Source organism: Pseudomonas sp. AP42 (genome assembly GCF_001728935.1).
Taxonomy (GTDB): Bacteria; Pseudomonadota; Gammaproteobacteria; order Pseudomonadales; family Pseudomonadaceae; genus Aquipseudomonas; species Aquipseudomonas lactis.
Genome location: NZ_LYSO01000119.1, coordinates 1 through 18,141, shown reverse-complemented (window position 1 = coordinate 18,141; position 18,141 = coordinate 1). Strand labels below are relative to the sequence as shown.

The 18,141-nt window shown below is 63.3% G+C and carries 15 protein-coding genes and 2 riboswitches; of the genes, 5 read left to right on the top strand and 10 right to left on the bottom strand.

Features of this window, described 5'->3' with window-relative positions; translation table 11 throughout:
- Positions 1-884 precede the first annotated feature (884 nt).
- From pepN to A7K61_RS26295, 6 genes are read right to left on the bottom strand one after another with little or no spacing between them, the layout of a single operon-like run.
- Positions 885-3,542: an aminopeptidase N gene (pepN, locus tag A7K61_RS26320; protein WP_069558673.1), complete on the bottom strand. Its 2,658-nt coding sequence runs from the start codon at positions 3,540-3,542 to the stop codon at positions 885-887.
- A gap of 13 nt (positions 3,543-3,555) precedes the next feature.
- Positions 3,556-4,386 (bottom strand): DUF2797 domain-containing protein, encoded by an 831-nt coding sequence (locus tag A7K61_RS26315; RefSeq protein ID WP_044273407.1) that lies wholly within the window; start codon positions 4,384-4,386, stop codon positions 3,556-3,558.
- Positions 4,383-4,643, bottom strand: a complete 261-nt coding sequence (locus tag A7K61_RS26310; protein WP_016972751.1) for a YeaC family protein — start codon at positions 4,641-4,643, stop codon at positions 4,383-4,385. Before A7K61_RS26310 ends, A7K61_RS26315 begins: the two co-directional genes overlap by 4 nt.
- Before the next feature lie 14 nt (positions 4,644-4,657).
- Positions 4,658-5,527, bottom strand: a complete 870-nt coding sequence (locus A7K61_RS26305; RefSeq protein ID WP_044273406.1) for a rhomboid family intramembrane serine protease — start codon at positions 5,525-5,527, stop codon at positions 4,658-4,660.
- On the bottom strand, positions 5,524-6,498 hold the full coding sequence (locus A7K61_RS26300) for a metallophosphoesterase (RefSeq protein WP_171905496.1): 975 nt from the start codon (positions 6,496-6,498) through the stop codon (positions 5,524-5,526). Before A7K61_RS26300 ends, A7K61_RS26305 begins: the two co-directional genes overlap by 4 nt.
- Positions 6,495-7,385, bottom strand: coding sequence for an NAD(+) kinase (locus A7K61_RS26295; protein ID WP_003190745.1), 891 nt, complete (start codon positions 7,383-7,385; stop codon positions 6,495-6,497). Before A7K61_RS26295 ends, A7K61_RS26300 begins: the two co-directional genes overlap by 4 nt.
- A 144-nt stretch (positions 7,386-7,529) precedes the next feature.
- Here A7K61_RS26295 and A7K61_RS26290 point away from each other — a divergent pair, with 144 nt between their 5' ends.
- Positions 7,530-8,477 (top strand): DUF1853 family protein, encoded by a 948-nt coding sequence (locus A7K61_RS26290; protein ID WP_069558671.1) that lies wholly within the window; start codon positions 7,530-7,532, stop codon positions 8,475-8,477.
- 125 nt (positions 8,478-8,602) lie between these two features.
- Here A7K61_RS26290 and A7K61_RS26285 read toward each other — a convergent pair whose 3' ends face one another.
- The 4 genes from A7K61_RS26285 to cobW are packed head-to-tail and all read right to left on the bottom strand — an operon-like array spanning position 8,603 to position 15,088.
- Entirely contained in the window at positions 8,603-9,205 is a 603-nt protein-coding gene (locus A7K61_RS26285; RefSeq protein WP_069558670.1) for a VWA domain-containing protein, read from the bottom strand.
- 53 nt (positions 9,206-9,258) lie between these two features.
- Positions 9,259-10,263: an ATP-binding protein gene (locus A7K61_RS26280; protein ID WP_069558669.1), complete on the bottom strand. Its 1,005-nt coding sequence runs from the start codon at positions 10,261-10,263 to the stop codon at positions 9,259-9,261.
- Positions 10,263-14,024: a cobaltochelatase subunit CobN gene (gene cobN, locus A7K61_RS26275; RefSeq protein WP_069558668.1), complete on the bottom strand. Its 3,762-nt coding sequence runs from the start codon at positions 14,022-14,024 to the stop codon at positions 10,263-10,265. Before cobN ends, A7K61_RS26280 begins: the two co-directional genes overlap by 1 nt.
- Before the next feature lie 2 nt (positions 14,025-14,026).
- Complete coding sequence (cobW, locus tag A7K61_RS26270; RefSeq protein ID WP_047710668.1) at positions 14,027-15,088, bottom strand: cobalamin biosynthesis protein CobW; 1,062 nt, start codon at positions 15,086-15,088, stop codon at positions 14,027-14,029.
- 92 nt (positions 15,089-15,180) lie between these two features.
- A riboswitch (cobalamin riboswitch) is annotated at positions 15,181-15,381 on the bottom strand.
- A gap of 42 nt (positions 15,382-15,423) precedes the next feature.
- A riboswitch (cobalamin riboswitch) is annotated at positions 15,424-15,637 on the top strand.
- 95 nt (positions 15,638-15,732) lie between these two features.
- On the opposite strand from cobW, the gene A7K61_RS26265 reads away from it, so the two are divergent.
- From A7K61_RS26265 to cobM, 4 genes are all read left to right on the top strand, one after another.
- Positions 15,733-15,921: a CbtB-domain containing protein gene (locus A7K61_RS26265; protein ID WP_032875937.1), complete on the top strand. Its 189-nt coding sequence runs from the start codon at positions 15,733-15,735 to the stop codon at positions 15,919-15,921.
- Positions 15,922-15,932: 11 nt separating this feature from the next.
- On the top strand, positions 15,933-16,637 hold the full coding sequence (locus tag A7K61_RS26260; protein WP_069558667.1) for a CbtA family protein: 705 nt from the start codon (positions 15,933-15,935) through the stop codon (positions 16,635-16,637).
- On the top strand, positions 16,634-17,026 hold the full coding sequence (locus A7K61_RS26255; RefSeq protein ID WP_044273398.1) for a cobalamin biosynthesis protein: 393 nt from the start codon (positions 16,634-16,636) through the stop codon (positions 17,024-17,026). The genes A7K61_RS26260 and A7K61_RS26255 overlap by 4 nt, the downstream gene beginning before the upstream one ends.
- A gap of 70 nt (positions 17,027-17,096) precedes the next feature.
- A complete protein-coding gene (cobM, locus tag A7K61_RS26250; protein ID WP_069558666.1) occupies positions 17,097-17,843 on the top strand; it encodes a precorrin-4 C(11)-methyltransferase in 747 nt (248 codons plus the stop codon).
- Positions 17,844-18,141: the final 298 nt, after the last annotated feature.

Here is an 18,141-nt window from a genome sequence, read left to right as displayed (position 1 = left end):
GTGTCAGCCACTGAAGCTTTAGCTGAACCACCGCTTTCGCAGGCAAGCCAGCTCCCACATTGGTCATGTACTACCCACAAAATCAGCGCCTGGCACAGATCCCCCTGTGGGAGCGGGCTTGCTCGCGAAGACGGTGTGTCAGTCACTGAATCTTTAACTGAACCACCGCTTTCGCAGGCAAGCCAGCTCCCACATTGGTCATGTACTACCCACAAAATCAGCGCCTGGCACAGATCCCCTGTGGGAGCGGGCTTGCTCGCGAAAGCGGTGTGTCAGCCACTGAAGCTTTAGCTGAACCACCGCTTTCGCAGGCAACCCAGCTCCCACATTGGTCATGTACTACCCACAAAATCTGCGCCTAGCACAGATCCCCCTGTGGGAGCGGGCTTGCTCGCGAAAGCGGTGTGTCATCCACTGAAGCTTTAGCTGAACCACCGCTTTCGCAGGCAAGCCAGCTACCACATTGGTCACGTACTACCCACAAAATCTGCGCCTGGCACAGATCCCTCTGTGGGAGCGGGCTTGCCCGCGAAAGCGGTGTGTCAGCCACTGAAGCTTTAGCTGAACCACCGCTTTCGCAGGCAAGCCAGCTCCCACATTAATCATGTATTGCCCACAGAATCAGCGCCTAGCACAGATCCCCTGTGGGAGCGGGCTTGCCCGCGGGTGTGTCAGTCACTGAAGCTTTAACTGAACCACCGCTTTCGCAGGCAAGCCAGCTCCCACATTGGTCATGTACTACCCACAAAATCTGCGCCTGGCACAGATCCCCTGTGGGAGCGGGTTTGCTCGCGAAGGCGGTGGGTCAGTCGACATCAATATTGACTGACACACCGCTTTCGCGAGCAAGCCCGCACAGGGGGATCGCGTTAGGGCTGTGAGGGTTACGCCAGGCTCTTGCTGACCACCTCAAACACATCGCTGGACAGCTCACCCGCGCCCAGGATGCGTTCCAGCTCCGCTTTCATCAGCGCCTGCCGGGCGCTGTCGTATTTACGCCAGCGGGTCAACGGCGCCAGTTGGCGCGAGGCGATCTGCGGGTTCAAGGTATTGAGCTGGATCACCAGGTCCGCCAGGAAGCGGTAACCCGAGCCATCCGCCGCATGGAAGTTGATCAGGTTCTGCCCGGCAAAGGCGCCCACCAGCGCGCGCACCTTGTTGGGGTTCTTGATGGTGAACGCCGGGTGCTCCATCAACGCCTTGACCCGCGCCAGCCCGCCCGGCAAGGTGCTGCCGGCCTGGACGCTGAACCATTGGTCCATGACCAGCGGGTTGTCCTTGAAGTTCTCGGCAAACACCGCCAAGGCCTGGGCTTTCTCTGCTTCAAACGGCGAGTTCACCAGCACCGCCAACGCCGTCAGGCGTTCGGTCATGTTATCGCTGGTGTCGAACTGATCCAGGGTGGCCGCCAACACTTCTGGCTTGCCACTGAGCATCAAGTACGACAGCGCGATATTCTGCAGGGCACGCCGGGCGAAGTGCTCGGCCTCTGCCACATATGGCGTTTGCTTAGACAGCTCACGGTTGGCCTGATAGCGCAGCCACAACCCTTCGAACAGGTTGTCGGCCAGTTGCTTGCGGGCAAACTCGCGGGCAGCGTGGATGGCGTCCACATCCGCCACTTCGCTGATTTCCGTGAGGTAGGCTTCACTCGGCAGCGAAAGCATTTCGGCGACCATGGCCTGGTCCAGGCTTTCATCGCTCAACACCGTGCGCAGCGCGTCGATCAAGCGTTGGTCGAGCTTCAGCGCCTGGCCGGCCTGGTGTTGGCCGATCAGTTCCTGCAATACCTGCACGGCCAACTGCTGGCCAGCATCCCAGCGGTTGAAACCGTCGCTGTCGTGCTGCATCAGGAACATCAGTTGATCGCGGCTGTAGGGGAAGCTGAGCTTCACCGGCGCCGAGAAACCCCGCAGCAACGAAGGCAAGGGTTTTTCAGCGATGTCGACGAAGGTAAACGTCTGCTCCGCTTCGGTCACCGAGATTACCCGCGAAGTGCCACCTGCCGTCGCCTCACCGGCCAGGCGCAAAGCGATACCGGCGCCCTGCCCGTCCAGCAAGCCCAGCTCCACCGGGATCACGAAGGGCAGTTTCTCGACCTTGTCCGGGGTCGGCGGGCAGCTCTGGCGGAAGGTCAGGCTGTAGGTCTTGGCCGCCGCATCGTAGGCTTCGCTCACCGCCAGACGTGGGGTGCCGGCCTGGCTGTACCAGCGCTTGAACTGGCTGAGGTCGGCACCATTGGCGTCTTCCATGGCCTTGATGAAGTCGTCGCAGGTCACGGCCTGGCCGTCATGGCGTTCGAAATACAGGTCGCTGCCTTTGCGAAAGCCCTCGGCGCCGAGCAAGGTGTGGATCATGCCGACCACTTCCGAGCCCTTTTCATACACGGTCAGGGTGTAGAAGTTGGAAATCTCGATAAAGCTGTCCGGGCGCACGGCGTGGGCCATGGGGCCGGCATCTTCAGCGAACTGGTGGGTACGCAGGTACGCCACGTCCTGGATGCGCTTGACCGTGGCCGAGTTCATGTCGGCCGAGAAGCCCGAGTCACGGAACACGGTGAAGCCTTCCTTGAGCGACAGCTGGAACCAGTCGCGGCAGGTCACGCGGTTGCCCGACCAGTTGTGGAAGTATTCGTGGGCAACGATGGCCTCGACGCGCTGGTGAGCGGCATCGGTGGCGGTTTCGGCGCGGGCCAGCACGGCGCTGGAGTTGAAGATGTTGAGGCCCTTGTTTTCCATGGCGCCCATGTTGAAGTCGTTGACCGCGACGATCATGAAGATGTCCAGGTCGTACTCGCGGCCGTAGGTCTCTTCGTCCCAGCGCATGGATTTTTTCAGGCTGGTCATGGCGTGCTGGCACTTGTCGATATTTTCCGGCTCGACGTAGATGCGCAGCGCGACTTCGCGGTTGGTCATGGTGGTGAAGCTGTCTTCGACGCACCACAGGTCACCGGCCACCAACGCAAACAGGTACGCCGGCTTCTTGAACGGATCTTCCCAGGTCGCCCAGTGCCGGCCGTCTTCACCAGGGCCGCTGGCGATCGGGTTGCCGTTGGACAACAGCACCGGGTAGCTGTGCTGCTCGGCGATCACCGTGGTGGTGAACACGCTCATCACATCCGGGCGGTCGAGGTAATAGGTGATCTTGCGGAAACCTTCGGCCTCGCACTGGGTGCAGAACATACCGCTGGATTTGTACAAGCCTTCCAGGGCGGTGTTGGTTTCCGGGTGGATCTTGACCGTGGTGTCCAGGGTGAAGGTTTCACGCTGGGGCTGCAGGGTCAGGTGGCTGTCGGTCAGCTGGTAATCGGCGGCGGTCAGTTCCTGATCCGCGAGGGTGACGCTCAGCAACTCAAGCTGCTGGCCATCGAGCACCAGCGGTGGCAGGCCGGTACCGCGCTCGGGGTTGCGGCGCATCACCAGCTGCGCGTGGACCAGGCTGTGGTCCTCGAACAACTCGAAGGTCAGGTGCGTCTCGTCGATCAGGTAGTCCGGCGCCTGATAGTCCTTCAGGTAAATCATCTTCGGTTGTTCGGTGCGCATGCTGGGGATCCTTCTACTGATGCACGGCGAGCTGGTAGGCCGTGTATTTACGAATGTTGATGACGCCGGTGTCGAAGATCAGGTATTGGCCCTTGATCCCCAGCAGCGTGCCTTCGGCAATCGGGTTCTTGTCCAGGTTGAAGCTGACGATCTTGGTCGGATACTGCTCGACCGGGTAGCGGATTTCAATCGGCTCGATGTCGGCAATGGTTTGGATGGCTTGCAGCCCAAAGCGTTCCTGCAAACCCAGCAAGCCCTCGGCGCAAGAGGCGAACAGCTCGTCACGCACCTGCTTGAGGTCCACCGATTGCGCATCGCCCTTGAGCAAGGCGCGCCAGTTGGTCTTGTCGGCCACCTGGCTGCGAAACAGGTCTTCGACGAAGCCCGATTGCTGGCGCGTCGCCACGCGCATGATCGGCAGCGCCTGGCTGGCGCCCTGGTCCAGCCAACGGGTGGGCAACTGCGTAGCCCGCGTAATGCCGACCTTGATGCCCGACGAGTTGGCCAGGTACACCACGTGGTCGGTCATGCAGAATGTCTCGCCCCAGCTTGGATCGCGGCAGGTACCGGCATCGTAATGGCAACGCTCGGGGCTCATGATGCACAAGTCACACTGGGCCAGCTTGGTCATGCACGGGTAGCAATAGCCCTGGCTGAAGCTGGTCTTGGTCTTGCGCCCGCAATGGCTGCAATGAATCGCGCCCAGGTACTCCAGGCGTACATGGGTGCCGATCAGCGGATTGACCGGCACCTCGGTGTTTCCTAAGCGAAAGGCGTATTGAACGGTCGGCTCACCGAGTTGCGCCGACATTTTGCTGACTGCACCGCGACCAATTTCAATCAATGGATCGCATCCGACTTGAACAGGATGTTGGGTACCGGTGCCGATTTCGACGCGCATTCCTGCGGGCCCATATAGCCGGTGCGCTGGTCTTCGGGCAGGTTCTGGATTTCCCAGGCGATCACCGCTTGCAACGACAGCTCGCGCTGCTCGGCGGTGAGCTTGCGGCCATCGGACCATTTGCCGATCTCTACCGCGAGCTTGAGGCTCTCGTAGATGTCCGGGGTGATGTTTTCGATCATTTCAGCAAAAGAGGACATAAGGCTCTTCCTTATCAAAGAGACGCTTTGCGACGGTTGTACAAACCGCCGAGCAAACCCGTCAAGCAACCGATGACCAAGCCGCCCACATGGGCCGCGTTGGCGATTTCGCCGAAACCGATCATCGAGACCAGCCCCGACAGGCAGAGCAGCAACCACACCAGCATCATCACCAGCACCCCACGGGGCAGGCGATAGGCCGGGTTGGGCGACAATAATTGAAAGATCCAGCAATGCCCGAGCAGGCCATACAACACGCCGGACAAGCCGCCAAACAAACCGGGGCCACCGTAAGCGTATTGCGCATAGTTGGAGGCCAGGCTGAACAACAGGGTCAGGCCCAGCAGGTTGATTCCGCCCTGGCGCGCTTCAATGCGCCGGCCCAGCTCCCAGTACCACATGCCGTTCATGGCCAGATGCAGGATGCCGAAGTGGATCAGCATCGGCGTGACCAGGCGCCACCACTGCCCCGAGGCCAGGGTGTCGGCCAGCGGCGTGAACTGGATGTACTCGCCCAGCACCCGGAACGGCAGGAAGGTCAGCCAGGCCATGGCTTGCAGGTTTTCACCCAGCAGGGTCACGGCACCCACGATAAGGCTAGCCAACAGCACCAGCGCGGTGACCGGGCTGTGGCGCACCTGCTGGACAAAACCTGGCCGCGCAGCGGGCGCCTGCTCGGGAATGTCCAGTTGCTGGTCCGGGTCGCCAGCGGGGAAACGTTGATACAACACGCGCACATCGTCGCTGATGGCCTCGGGCACCCACAGCACCTGTTCACCGGCCTCCTCGCTGACGCGGTGCGGCACCTGCATGCGGTGCAGCAACTTGACGAAGCCACCCAGGTCGACGCTCAGGGGCAAGCGCAATACAGCTACGGTACTCATGGAATGGCCTCTGGTCGCTCAACGTCGACCCATACGAATTTATGCGGATCCAGTTGGGTTTCCTGGTCCAGTCGATACGCCACCAGCTTGCCGTAGAGCACGGCGCTGTAGTCCAGGCAGGCCAGGTTCGGGCGGATCGGTGCCGGTTTGCCACTGCGCCAGTAGTGGCCGACGAACAACAGCGGTTCATCGACGCCATAGCGCAGCAGGGAATTCTTTTGTGTGGACGACAATGGCGTACGCGCCACCGGCTCCGGCAAGGCGTCGGGCTGGAACACGATGTCGCCGTAGGTCTTGGGGTCATCTTCCCAGAACTTGGTACGGAAGAACGAGCGCGTAAGGCCATCGCCACCGGTCAGGGTGAGCCCGTCGGGCAGGCGCATATCGGTGCCGCGCAACAGGCGATCGAACGCGTTGCAGGCGAAACTGCCCGGTACGGCAGCGGCTTGCAGGAAGTGTTGGTCGATGCAGCCATCCGGGAAGGTTGCGCGCAGCGGCTGGATAAAGCCGTCGTCCCAGCACGCGTGCACCACGCGAAAACGCCCGGCGTCGACAAACAGCGGCATGTCGTAGAACCAGCCGAGGAAGTCGTGCCAATCGGCCGGGTGGTGTTCGAACTGGGTCAGGGTCTCGTGGATCAAGCGGGCGTGGCGCGGGTTGTGCTCACGCACAAACTGCTTGCCGCTGCCCGGCGGGGCCGGCGTGGTCCAGCCCAGCGCATTGAACTCGTGGTTGCCCATGATGCACAGCGCCTGGCCGGCCTCGGTCATATCGTGGACGATATGCAGCGCCTCGCGGATGCGTGGGCCACGGTCGATGATATCGCCCAGGAACACGGCCATGCGTGACGGATGGCGCCAGGTGCCGCCCTGCTTGTGGTAACCCAATTGGTCGAGCAAGTGCTCAAGGGTATGAGCGCAACCGTGCACGTCACCAATCAGGTCGTAGCTACGCGCGGGATCGAGCATCAGTCGCCTCCACCTCCCAAGCGGCTGCCCCAGCCCAACTTGGTGCGGCACACTTCGTAGTAGTTGTGATCCAGCGGGTGGATCAAGCGCAACTTCTGTGCCTTCTTGCTCACGGTGATGGTGTCACCGGGGGCGCAGGTGAAATGGTTCTGCCCGTCGCAGGAGACTTGCGGGTAGATTTGCATGTCTTTGGACACCACGATTTTCAGCTCACTGTTGCCATCGACCACAATTGGCCGACTGGACAACATATGGGGGTACATCGGCACGATCACAATGGCATCGAGCTTGGGGTGCATGATCGGGCCGCCGGCCGACAGCGCGTAGGCGGTGGAACCTGTGGGCGTGGCGACGATCAGGCCGTCGGCCTTCTGGCTGCACACGAACTGGCCGTCGATGTACAGCTCGAACTCGATCATGCGCGTGGACTTGCCGGGGTGCAGCACCACGTCGTTGAGGGCATCGCCCTGGCCGATCGCCTCGCCGTGGCGGCGCACTTCGGCTTGCAACAGGAAGCGGTTTTCCACCAGGTAATGGCCGTCGAGCACCTTCGCCACTTCGACTTCCAGCTCATCGGGGCGGATGTCAGTGAGGAACCCCAGGCTGCCGCGGTTGATCCCCAGCACTGGCACGTTATGCCGCGCCAGCGCTCGGGCGGCGCCGAGCAGGCTGCCATCGCCACCGACCACGATGACCATGTCGCACACCTCGCCGAGCATCTTGCGCGACGAAGTTTGCAGGCCGTGGCCGGGGAGGATTTCAGCGATGGTGTCTTCGAGGATCACATGCAGGTGGCGCTCGAGCAGAAACTTCTTCAGCCGGCGGACGGTGTCCAACACCTGGGTACTGCCCAGGCGACCGATAATGCCGATATTGCGAAAGTGCTCCATGGGGCTCCTGCGGGATCTGGGGTGAGGCAAAAAGAGCGATTATGGGCGAAAGGCCGCCTCAGGCAAAATCCTTTGTCGCCGCCAGGCCTTGATGACAATGGTTCTCAGGCACCTTGCGCGCGCTGAAAAGGCTATGCTCGGAGCATGACGCCATTCCCCGACTTGCACACCCTGCCCCGCCAATTGCGCCACCCCGAGGTGCGCGACCTGGCGTGGGTAATGCTCGCGCCACCGATGCTGGCGCAGACGCCTTGGCCCCAGCGCCACCCGCTGGCCGGCAGTGACTGGGTGCAGGCCCCTCATCAGCTCGAAGCCTGGCTGCGCCAGTTGGACCAGGACAGCAGCGCGTTGCAGCAGTGGCTGAGCCTGTCACGCACCCGGCGCCTGGGCCTGTATTACGAGCGCTTGTGGCAATTTGCGGTGCAGCATGCGCCGGGCGTGGAGTTGCTGGCCGCCAACCTGCCGATCCGCCGTGCCGGGCACACCCTGGGCGAGCTGGACATGCTGCTGCGCGACCGCGATGGCGTGCATCACCTGGAGCTGGCGATCAAACTTTACCTGGGCCCGCAGGACGGCAATGGCCAGGACACTGCGCAATGGCTGGGGCCTGGCTGCCATGACCGGCTGGACCGCAAACTGGCGCACCTGGCCCAGCATCAATTGCCGATCTCCGCGCGGGCAGAAAGCCGCGAGGCCTTGGCGGCGTTGGATATCCAACAGTTCGATGCGCATTTGTGGCTCGGCGGCTACCTGCTCTACCCCTGGCCTGGCGCGGCGCAATCCCCGCTCGGCGCTCACCCGCAGCACCTGCGTGGGCGCTGGTTGCATCAGCGCGATTGGGCGGACTTTGTCAGCACTCGCCCAGCGGGCCGCTGGCAACCCCTGCCCCGGCATGCCTGGCTGGCGCCGGCGCATTACCCGGCGGATGAAGTGTGGAGTGAGGTGCAGATGCAAGGTTGGCTGGCAGACCTGGACCCAATGGCCCCGGCGCAGTTGCTGGTGCGCATGGTGCCCAACGGTGAGGAGTGGGAAGAAGCCGAGCGGTTGTTTCTGGTGGCCGATCTTTGGCCGAATGTGCCGGGGACAGGCTGATACTTGTGTGGTGTGTTTGAGGGCCTCTTCGCGAGCAAGCCCGCTCCCACATTCGACCCAGTACATCCGTTGGAATGCGGACAAATGTGGGAGCGGGCTTGCTCGCGAATGCGCCCTCCCTGGCACTACACATCATCGATATGCTGATACTCCAACTGCAACCCCACCGCCAATCCCTCAGCCCGCCCCAACCTGATCGGCCCACGCTCGATATCAATCAACATACCTGGGCACTCCAACCGCGGCAGCGCGCCCATCGCCTTGAGCCGTCCATCGGTCACCACCAGCAACTTCTGCTGCTCGGCGGGATAGCGCTTGCGCCGTGCCGCCAACCAATACCCCGCCTCCGTCAGCGCAGCCAGCAATGGTGTCCCGCCACCCGCGCCCAACTGCGCCAACCACTCGGCCAAGCCTTTCGCCGCCTTCAAGCCTTGCACCTGCCACTTCGGCGATTGCCCGCTAGCCGTGAGCAACGCCATGCGCGCCCGTTGCTGATAAGCATCGTCAAACAACTGAGCCAACAACCCCTTGGCGTCGGTCAACGCCCGATGGCGCCGCGTGGACGCCGAGGCATCGACAATCACCAGCCACAGCTCAGGGGCTGACCGGCTACGCAGATGAAACAGCAGGTCAGCACGGCATTGCGGTCGCCCACCGAGCAACGTGCCCGGCCAATTGATCGCCCCGCGCTGTGCGCTGCGGGCCTTGCCCTGCCGGCCGGTGTTCAATCGCCCCGCCTGGGGCCGGGCATCCGCCCCCGCGTCAGGTCGGGGGCGGATGCCTAGGGCTTTTTTGGCCAGGTGGGTACATCGCGGCGTGCGCCCGTAGGCAAGGCGGGGGCGGGCATATCGCCCCACTGGCCTTGGCCGGGCGAAGTGTCAGAGGGTTGCGACGACGGCCCGTCATTCGGCTGGGGCGGCGCGCCTGGCGGAGTCTGTCGCTGACGACGATGGCGCAAGGCAAACTCTGCCACCGCATCGATATCTTCCTGCTCGATAGCGGCCGCACCACGCCACGCCGCGTGGGCACGGGCGCCACGCAACCAGACCAAATCGGCGCGCAAGCCGTCGACCCCTGCGGCAAAGCAGCGCTCGGTGATGCGGGCCAGCGCCTGGTCATCCAGGGCGATGCTATCGAGCCGTGCCCGCGCCTGGGTGCAACGTTCGCGCAAGGCAGCTTGGGCTGGCGCCCACTGCGCGCAGAACGCAGCTGGGTCGGTATCGAAATCCAGGCGACGCCGGATGATCTGCCCACGCTCGGCGGGCAAGGTCTGCCCGCTCAAGGCCACGTTGAAGCCGAAGCGGTCGAGCAACTGCGGGCGCAGCTCGCCCTCCTCCGGGTTCATGGTGCCGATCAAAACAAAGCGCGCCGCATGGCGATGGGAAATCCCGTCGCGTTCGATCAGGTTGGTGCCGCTGGCCGCCACGTCCAACAGCAGATCCACCAAGTGGTCCGCCAGCAGGTTGACTTCATCCACGTACAACACACCGCCGTCGGCCTTGGCCAACACGCCAGGGGAAAATTGCGCGCGGCCCTCGCCCAGTGCGGCGTCCAGGTCCAAGGTGCCGACCAGGCGCTCTTCGGTCGCGCCCAGGGGCAAAGTGACAAATTGCCCGCTGGCCAGCAGGTCTGCCAGCCCACGGGCCAGGGTGGACTTGGCCATGCCCCGTGGCCCTTCGATCAGCACGCCGCCAATCTTCGGGTCAATGGCGGCCAGGCACAGCGCGAGTTTCAAGTCATCGGCGCCGACCACGGCGGACAGCGGGAAATGGGGAGTATCAGTCATCAGCTGTCTTCTTCTATGTCCAGCAACAGGTTTTCCAAGGCTTCGCGGTACGCCCCCGGTGCCTGCCACAAGCCACGTTGTTGAGCTTCGAGCATGCGCTCGGTCATGTCGCGCAGGGCATCGGGGTTGTGCTGTTGCACAAAGGCACGGGTGTCGGGGTCCAGTAGGTAGGCATCGGCGAGCAAGGCATATTGGTGATCGTCAATCAGCGCGGTGGTGGCGTCGAAGGCGAACAGGTTGTCCACGGTCGCGGCCATTTCAAACGCGCCTTTATAGCCATGGCGCTTCACGCCTTCGATCCACTTGGGGTTGGCCGCGCGGGAACGGATCACCCGGTTGAGCTCTTCCTTCAAGGTGCGGATTTTCGGCACGTCCGGCTGGCTGTGGTCGCCATGGTAGCTGGCGGCCTTGTCACCGCTCAGGGTTTCCACGGCGGCCAGCATGCCGCCCTGGAATTGGTAGTAGTCGTTGGAGTCGAGCAAATCGTGCTCGCGATTGTCCTGGTTCTGCAACACCGCCTGCACCTGGCTCAAACGCTGGGCAAATTGCTCGCGGGCTGCGGTGCCTTCATCGGAGCCACCGTAGGCGTAGCCACCCCAGTTCAGGTAGACCTCGGCCAAGTCCTCGCGGCTCTGCCACAGGCGCCCGTCAATCGCGCCCTGCACGCCTGCGCCATAGGCGCCCGGCTTGGCGCCAAAGATGCGCCAGCCGGCCTGCTTGGCCGCTGCTGCTTCATCCTGGCCCGACACAAGCAGCGCTTGGCGTTCACTGCGCACCTTGGCGGCCAGCGGGTTCATGTCGTCGGGTTCATCCAGGGCCGCTACCGCCTGCACCGCCGCATCGAACAGGCGGATCAGGTTGGCAAACGCATCGCGAAAGAACCCGGACACGCGCAGGGTCACATCCACACGCGGGCGGTCCAATAAGCTGATTGGCAGGATCTCGAAATCGTCCACCCGCTGGCTGCCGGTGGCCCATACCGGGCGCACGCCCATCAGCGCCATGGCCTGGGCAATATCGTCACCGCCAGTGCGCATCGTGGCAGTGCCCCACACCGACAGGCCGAGCTGACGCAGGTGGTCGCCATGGTCTTGCAGGTGCCGCTCAAGAATCAGGTTGGCTGACTGGAAACCCAGACGCCACGCCGTGGTGGTTGGCAGGTTGCGTACGTCCACGGTAAAGAAGTTACGCCCCGTCGGCAGCACGTCGAGCCGTCCGCGACTCGGCGCGCCACTGGGCCCCGCCGGGACAAAGCACCCACTCAAGGCATCTAGCAAACCACGCATCTCTGCGGGGCCGCAGGCATCCAGGCGTGGCGCGACGACAATGCGCAGGCTTTCGATCACCGACTTCACCTCGTGCCAGCCGGGCTCTTCCAACTGCTCGATAGGCCCTTCCAATGCCTGCTCGATCAAGCGCGCTGCGTACAACTCCAGACGTTCACGGGTATCCCCGGCGGTGCGCCACAGCTGATCGTCAATCTTCTGCAACACAAACGGGCGCCGCCCCGTCCAGGGCTCGGCCAATGCGCAATCGAGCGGATCAAACCCCAGCTCGAAAGCCTTGGCCAACACCCGCAACAGGCTCGACTGCGGGCCCCGGCCATCGCCCCGGGGAATGCGCAGCAGCGCCAGCAAGGTGTCGATACGCAAACGGCCTTCGGGCGACTCACCAAAGATATGCAGGCCGTCGCGGATCTGCGATTCCTTCAAGTCGCACAGGTAGGTATCCAGGCGCGGCAGCCACACCGCCGCGTCCGCCTCACTGCCCAATTCCAACTCCTGGTCGATACGGGTTTCGCGCACCAGCTTGAGGATGTCTTTTTGCAGCTCCTGGGCACGGCGCGGGTCGAGCAATTGCGCTTCGTAATACTCATCGGCCAGCAACTCAAGGTCACGCAGCGGGCCGTAGGTTTCGGCGCGGGTCAGCGGTGGCATCAGGTGGTCGATGATCACCGCCTGGGTGCGCCGCTTGGCCTGGGCGCCCTCACCCGGGTCGTTGACGATAAACGGGTAGATATTCGGCAGCGGCCCCAGCAGTGCATCCGGCCAGCAGTGCTCCGACAGGCCCACGCCTTTACCAGGCAGCCATTCCAGGTTGCCGTGCTTGCCCACATGGATCACGCCGTGGGCGCCGTAGGTATGGCGTAGCCAGAAATAGAACGCCAGGTAGCCATGGGGCGGTACCAGGTCCGGGTCGTGGTACACGGCGCTGGCATCTACCTGGTAACCCCTGGCCGGCTGGATGCCGACGAAGGTCAGGCCCAGGCGCAGGCCGGCGATCATCATGCGGCCATCGCGGCACATCGGATCGTTTTGCGGGGCGCCCCAACGCTCCAGCACAGCCTGGCGATTGGACGCCGGCAAGCGATCGAACATCGCCTGGTATTCCACAAGGCCCAGGCTTTGATGGCAGGGGCGCAGGTCGAGGCTGTCGAGGTCGTTGGTGACGCCGCCGAGCAGTTCATGGATCAGCGCGGTGCCGCTGTCGGGCAGCACGTCCGCCACCGGATAGCCTTCGGCTTGCAAGGCGCGCAGGATATTCAGCGCCGCCGCCGGGGTGTCCAGGCCCACGCCGTTGCCGATGCGACCGTCGCGGGTCGGGTAGTTGGCCAGGATCAACGCAATCCGTTTCTGGGCATTGGGCACCCGCGCCAACTCGACCCAGCGGCGTGCCAGCTCAGCGACAAAATCCATGCGCTCGGGCGCTGCGCGATAGCACACCACGTCCGACTGGCTGCGCTCGCTGCGCCACGCCAGGTCCTTGAAACTGATCGGCCGGCTGATGATGCGCCCGTCCAGCTCCGGCAAGGCTATATGCATCGCCAGGTCGCGGGGCCCCAGGCCTTGTTCGCTGGCCTGCCAGCCGGGTTGGTTGTCCTGGGCGCAGATCGCCTGGATCACCGGAATATTGCGGCGAAACGGGCGCAAATGTGGCGCTTCCGGGCTCGATTGGGCAAAGCCGGTGGTGTTCAGAATTACCGCGGCTTGCACATCATCCAGCAGGTCCTCGACCACCGTGAGGCAGCCGGGCTCTTTCAAACTGGCCACCGCAATCGGCAATGGGTTGAGGCCCGCCGCTTGTAAGCGCTGGCAGAACACATCGATAAAACCGGTATTGGCCGCCTGCAAATGGGAGCGGTAGAACAGCACCGCAGCCACGGGCCAATCGGCGTGCCAATCGGCCTGCCAGTCATTGAGACGGGCATTGGCGGTGTGCGGGTGATAGATCGCCGTGCGCGGCAGCGCTTGCGGCTCGGCCCAGGCATAGTCGCGACCCAGGTGAGCACTGGCCAGGCAGTGATAAAAATCCAGGGCATTGCCCAGGCCCCCTTGGCGCAGGAAGTGCCACAGGCGCTCGCGGTGTTCGGCCGCAACGGTGCTCAGGCCGCTGAGTTCCGGGTCTGGGCGGTCGTCACCCGGCACCAGGATCAGGGTGACGCCGCGTTCGGCCAACCCCACCAGGCGCTCAATACCGTAGCGCCAATAGCCGATGCCGCCGTGCAATGACAGCAGGATGACCTTGGCGTGGCGCAATACCTCGTCGACGTACAGGTCGACCGAGGCATGGTTCTGCACCTGCATCGGGTTGGCCAGGCGCAGGCTGGGGTAATCCTCGGGCAATTGCTGGGCGGCTTCGGCGAGCAGCGCCAGGCTGGAATCGCCGCTGCACAGGATCACCAGTTCAGCGGGGGTCTGGCCAAGGTCGGCAATATTGTCGTCCGCGACGAAACCACCGGGTTGGGTCCTGAGCAGGTGCATGGTTAAACGCTGAGGGCAGCGCGCAATTGCGCTTCAAGGCCGGCGGCGTCCAGTTCCTGGCCGATCAGTACCAGGCGCGTGGTGCGTGCTTCGTCAGCGCCCCAGGCACGGTCGAAGTGCTTGTCAAAGCGCGTGCCCACGCCCTGGATCAGCAGGCGCATCGGTTTGTTGGGGATCGCGGCGAACCCTTTCACACGCAGGATGCCATGCTGCACTACCAACTGGGTCAGGGCGTCGAGCAGCAGCGCCTCATCGGCTTGGGGCAAGTCGATGGAGATGGAGTCGAAGGCATCGTGATCGTGGTCGTCTTCACCTTCGTGGTGATGGTCGTGATGGCTGTGACGCCCGTCGATATGCTCCTCGGAACCGGCGCCCAGGCCGATCAGCACGTCCAGGGGCAGGCGACCGCTGCTGGCTTCGATGATCTTCACCGCGGGCGGCAGTTCTTCGGCGACTTCCAGGCGCACACGGGCCAGGTCTTCGGCGCTGATCAGGTCGGTTTTGTTGAGAATCACCAGGTCGGCGCTGGCCAACTGATCGGCGAACAGCTCGTGCAACGGCGATTCGTGGTCCAGGTTGGGGTCAAGTTTGCGCTGGGCGTCGACCTGGTCCGGGAAGGCGGCAAAGGTGCCGGCGGCCACGGCTGGGCTGTCGACCACGGTGATCACCGCGTCAACGGTGCAGGCGCTGCGGATTTCCGGCCACTGGAAGGCTTGCACCAACGGCTTGGGCAGCGCCAGGCCCGAGGTTTCGATGAGGATATGGTCCAAGTCACCGCGACGGGCGACCAGTTCACGCATCACCGGGAAGAACTCTTCCTGCACGGTGCAGCACAGGCAACCGTTGGCCAGCTCGTAGACACGGCCATTGGCTTCTTCTTCGGTGCAACCGATAGAACACTGCTTGAGGATTTCACCGTCAATGCCCAGCTCGCCGAACTCGTTGACGATCACCGCAATGCGACGGCCCTGGGCGTTGTCGAGCATATGGCGCAACAGCGTGGTTTTGCCCGAGCCAAGGAAGCCGGTAACGATGGTGACGGGAAGTTTGGCCAGTGTTTTCATCGGATGCCCTTTGGGGCGGGCATACGGGACGACAGGCCCTGCGGCGGCGCGCAGCAGCGGATTTCGTCACCGGATCACCCCGCCCGGTTGAAGTGGAAAATCAGTCGCGAGGCAGGTCTCCTGGCTTGGGGTGTGCAGGTCTTGCGACCAACGCTGACTGCGCCTTCCCGCCCTATCGGCAGTGGCGTGGCAGTCAACTGAACCCTTCACAGTTGCGGGGGCAGCCGCGGCTTGAACCGCGTTCCCTTCTTAGCTTCGGCCTGGGCCGAAGAACCTCGAGGGTGCAAGGCTACAGGGGCTTGCAGCATTTGACTACCGTCCCCGGCCCATGCTCTCCTACACCTCTTGTTTCGGGTGCCCTTCACAGGGTGAAACGGGAAACCGGTGCGTCATAGTCCTATGACCAGTCCGGTGCTGCCCCCGCAACGGTAAGCGAGCGAAGCGTCATGGCCACTGTGCGTTTGCATGGGAAGGCGACGCTTTCAGGAGGACTCTTTGATGAGCCGCCCCTCGCAAGCCCGGAGACCGGCCCGAAAAAATCAGATAACAAACCCGCGGTGGGCGGGCGCTGTTCGAACCCTGCGTGCCTGGCGCGTGGGGTTTTCATGCGCTCGTTTCACCCTGACACTTGAAAGGGACGCGCCATGTCGATCATCAGCAGCACTTCGCACTCCGCCAGCAGCACCGCCACCCTCAGCCAACGCCTGACCGCCGCCATCGGTGCGTCGATCCTTGGCGCGTGCCTGGTGTATTTCGCCGGGTTCTCGCATATCGAGGCGGTGCACAACGCCGCCCACGATACCCGCCACAGCGCCGCGTTCCCGTGCCATTGAGAGCTGCCGACATGATCAAGCGTATTGCGCAAACCGCAGGGTTCACTGGGCTGTTGGCGGCCTTGCTGCTGACTCTGTTGCAAAGCTTCTGGGTCGCCCCGCTGATTCTGCAGGCAGAAAGCTTCGAAAAAGCCCCGCCAGCCACCGAAGTGGTGCATGAGCACTCCGCTGGCGCTACTGCACACAGCCACGATGCCCAAGCCTGGGAGCCCGAAGATGGCTGGCAGCGCGTGCTGTCCACCACCGGCGGCAACCTGGTAGTGGCGGTGGGATTTGCACTGATGCTCGCCGGCCTCTACACGCTGCGCGCGCCGACCCGCACCGCCCAAGGCCTGCTCTGGGGCCTGGCCGGCTACGCGACCTTTGTACTGGCGCCCACCCTGGGCCTGCCCCCGGAACTGCCCGGTACCGCGGCCGCTGACCTGACGCTGCGCCAGACCTGGTGGATCGGCACGGCAGCATCGACCGCCGCCGGCCTGGCGCTGATCGTGTTCGGGCGCAATTGGCTATTGAAAGGCCTTGGGCTGGCGATCCTTGCCGTACCCCACTTTATCGGCGCGCCGCAACCGCAAGTGCATTCGATGCTGGCCCCGGAGGCGCTCGAAGCGCAGTTCAAGATCGCCTCGCAATTGACCAACGTGGCCTTCTGGCTGGCCCTGGGCCTGATCAGCGCCTGGTTGTTTCGCCGCAATCGCGACGACCAATACTCGGCATGATTCTGGTTGTCGGGCTTGGCTGCCAGCGCGGCTGTGAGGTTCACAGCCTGCTGGCACTGCTGGACAGCGCTCTGGCCGAGGCCGGCATTGAGCGCTCACGCGTGACCGCGTTGGCAAGCATTGACCGCAAACGCGATGAGCCTGGGCTGCTGGCGCTGGCCCAGCGGTTGAACCTGCCCTTGCAGTGCTTGAGTGCCGAACAACTGGTGGACTATGAGCATCGGCTGAGCCATCGCTCAGCGCTGGCCTTTGCCCATACCGGCTGTTACGGGGTGGCCGAAAGCGCCGCCCTGGCCCTGGCCGAGCACCTGTCCAATGGCCCCGCGCGCCTGCTGATCACCCGCCAGAAAAGCGCACAGGCCACCCTTGCATTGGCCTGCGCAGGTTAAAACCCCGATAATTGCCGTTCTCGATCATGAGCAATCTTCATGCTCGCCCGTTTTTCAACAGGACTTCTCCATGACCGTCTACTTTATCGGCGCCGGCCCCGGCGACCCGGAATTGATCACCGTCAAGGGCCAGCGGCTGATCCGCAGTTGCCCGGTGATCATCTACGCCGGCTCGCTGGTGCCCGCCGCCGTACTGGAAGGTCACCAGGCGCTCCAGGTGGTCAACAGCGCCGAACTGCACCTGGAACAGATCATCGAGCTGATCAAGACGGCCCATGCCCAAGGCCAGGATGTGGCGCGGGTGCACTCCGGCGACCCCAGCTTGTATGGGGCGATTGGCGAACAAATCCGCCATTTGCGTGAGCTGGGCATCCCGTTCCAGATCATTCCAGGAGTGACGGCTGTCGCGGCGTGCGCGGCCTTGCTGGAGACCGAACTGACCCTGCCGGACATCGCCCAAAGCGTGATCCTGACCCGTTACGCCGATAAAACCAGCATGCCCCCCGGTGAAGACTTCGACAGCCTGGCGCGGCATGGCACCACCATGGCAATTCATCTGGGGGTCAATCACCTGGAAAAGATCGTCGCCGAACTGCTGCCGCACTATGGCGCGGACTGCCCGATTGCCGTGGTGCACAGGGCGACCTGGCCGGATCAGGAGTGGGTGGTGGGTACGCTGAGTGACATTGCCGAGAAAGTCGCGGCCAAGGGGTTTCGGCGTACGGCATTGATCGTCGTGGGCCGGGTGTTGGCCAGTGACAGTTTCAGTGAGTCGTCGCTGTACCGCGCAGGGCATGCGCACCTCTATCGGCCCTGAAGAAACACACTTAACGCGGTTAGAGCCATCGCAGCGTAGTTATCTACACAACGCTGGTGCGGCGCTGAACCTGTGGCGAGGGCGCTTGCTCCCGTGACGATCCGACAGTCAGCGCATATCCACCGGACGCTCCGAAATCAGACTGTGGGAGCTGGCTTGCCTGCGATGACGCCCTGACAGCCGATGCTTATCTACCTGACGCCCCGCGATCAAACTGTGGGAGCGGGCTTGCTCGCGAATGCGGCCTGGCAGTCAACACAGTTGGATTGGGTACATATCCATTGCTGCGGTAACGGCC

What these genes read in the sequence shown, in the direction of transcription:
- pepN (WP_069558673.1), bottom strand. Translation starts at nt 3,542, where the DNA reads ATGCGCACCGAACAACCGAAGATGATTTACCTGAAGGACTATCAGGCG.
- A7K61_RS26310 (WP_016972751.1), bottom strand. Translation starts at nt 4,643, where the DNA reads ATGTCCTCTTTTGCTGAAATGATCGAAAACATCACCCCGGACATCTAC.
- A7K61_RS26305 (WP_044273406.1), bottom strand. Translation starts at nt 5,527, where the DNA reads ATGAGTACCGTAGCTGTATTGCGCTTGCCCCTGAGCGTCGACCTGGGT.
- A7K61_RS26295 (WP_003190745.1), bottom strand. Translation starts at nt 7,385, where the DNA reads ATGGAGCACTTTCGCAATATCGGCATTATCGGTCGCCTGGGCAGTACC.
- A7K61_RS26290 (WP_069558671.1), top strand. Translation starts at nt 7,530, where the DNA reads ATGACGCCATTCCCCGACTTGCACACCCTGCCCCGCCAATTGCGCCAC.
- A7K61_RS26280 (WP_069558669.1), bottom strand. Translation starts at nt 10,263, where the DNA reads ATGACTGATACTCCCCATTTCCCGCTGTCCGCCGTGGTCGGCGCCGAT.
- cobN (WP_069558668.1), bottom strand. Translation starts at nt 14,024, where the DNA reads ATGCACCTGCTCAGGACCCAACCCGGTGGTTTCGTCGCGGACGACAAT.
- cobW (WP_047710668.1), bottom strand. Translation starts at nt 15,088, where the DNA reads ATGAAAACACTGGCCAAACTTCCCGTCACCATCGTTACCGGCTTCCTT.
- A7K61_RS26265 (WP_032875937.1), top strand. Translation starts at nt 15,733, where the DNA reads ATGTCGATCATCAGCAGCACTTCGCACTCCGCCAGCAGCACCGCCACC.
- A7K61_RS26260 (WP_069558667.1), top strand. Translation starts at nt 15,933, where the DNA reads ATGATCAAGCGTATTGCGCAAACCGCAGGGTTCACTGGGCTGTTGGCG.
- A7K61_RS26255 (WP_044273398.1), top strand. Translation starts at nt 16,634, where the DNA reads ATGATTCTGGTTGTCGGGCTTGGCTGCCAGCGCGGCTGTGAGGTTCAC.
- cobM (WP_069558666.1), top strand. Translation starts at nt 17,097, where the DNA reads ATGACCGTCTACTTTATCGGCGCCGGCCCCGGCGACCCGGAATTGATC.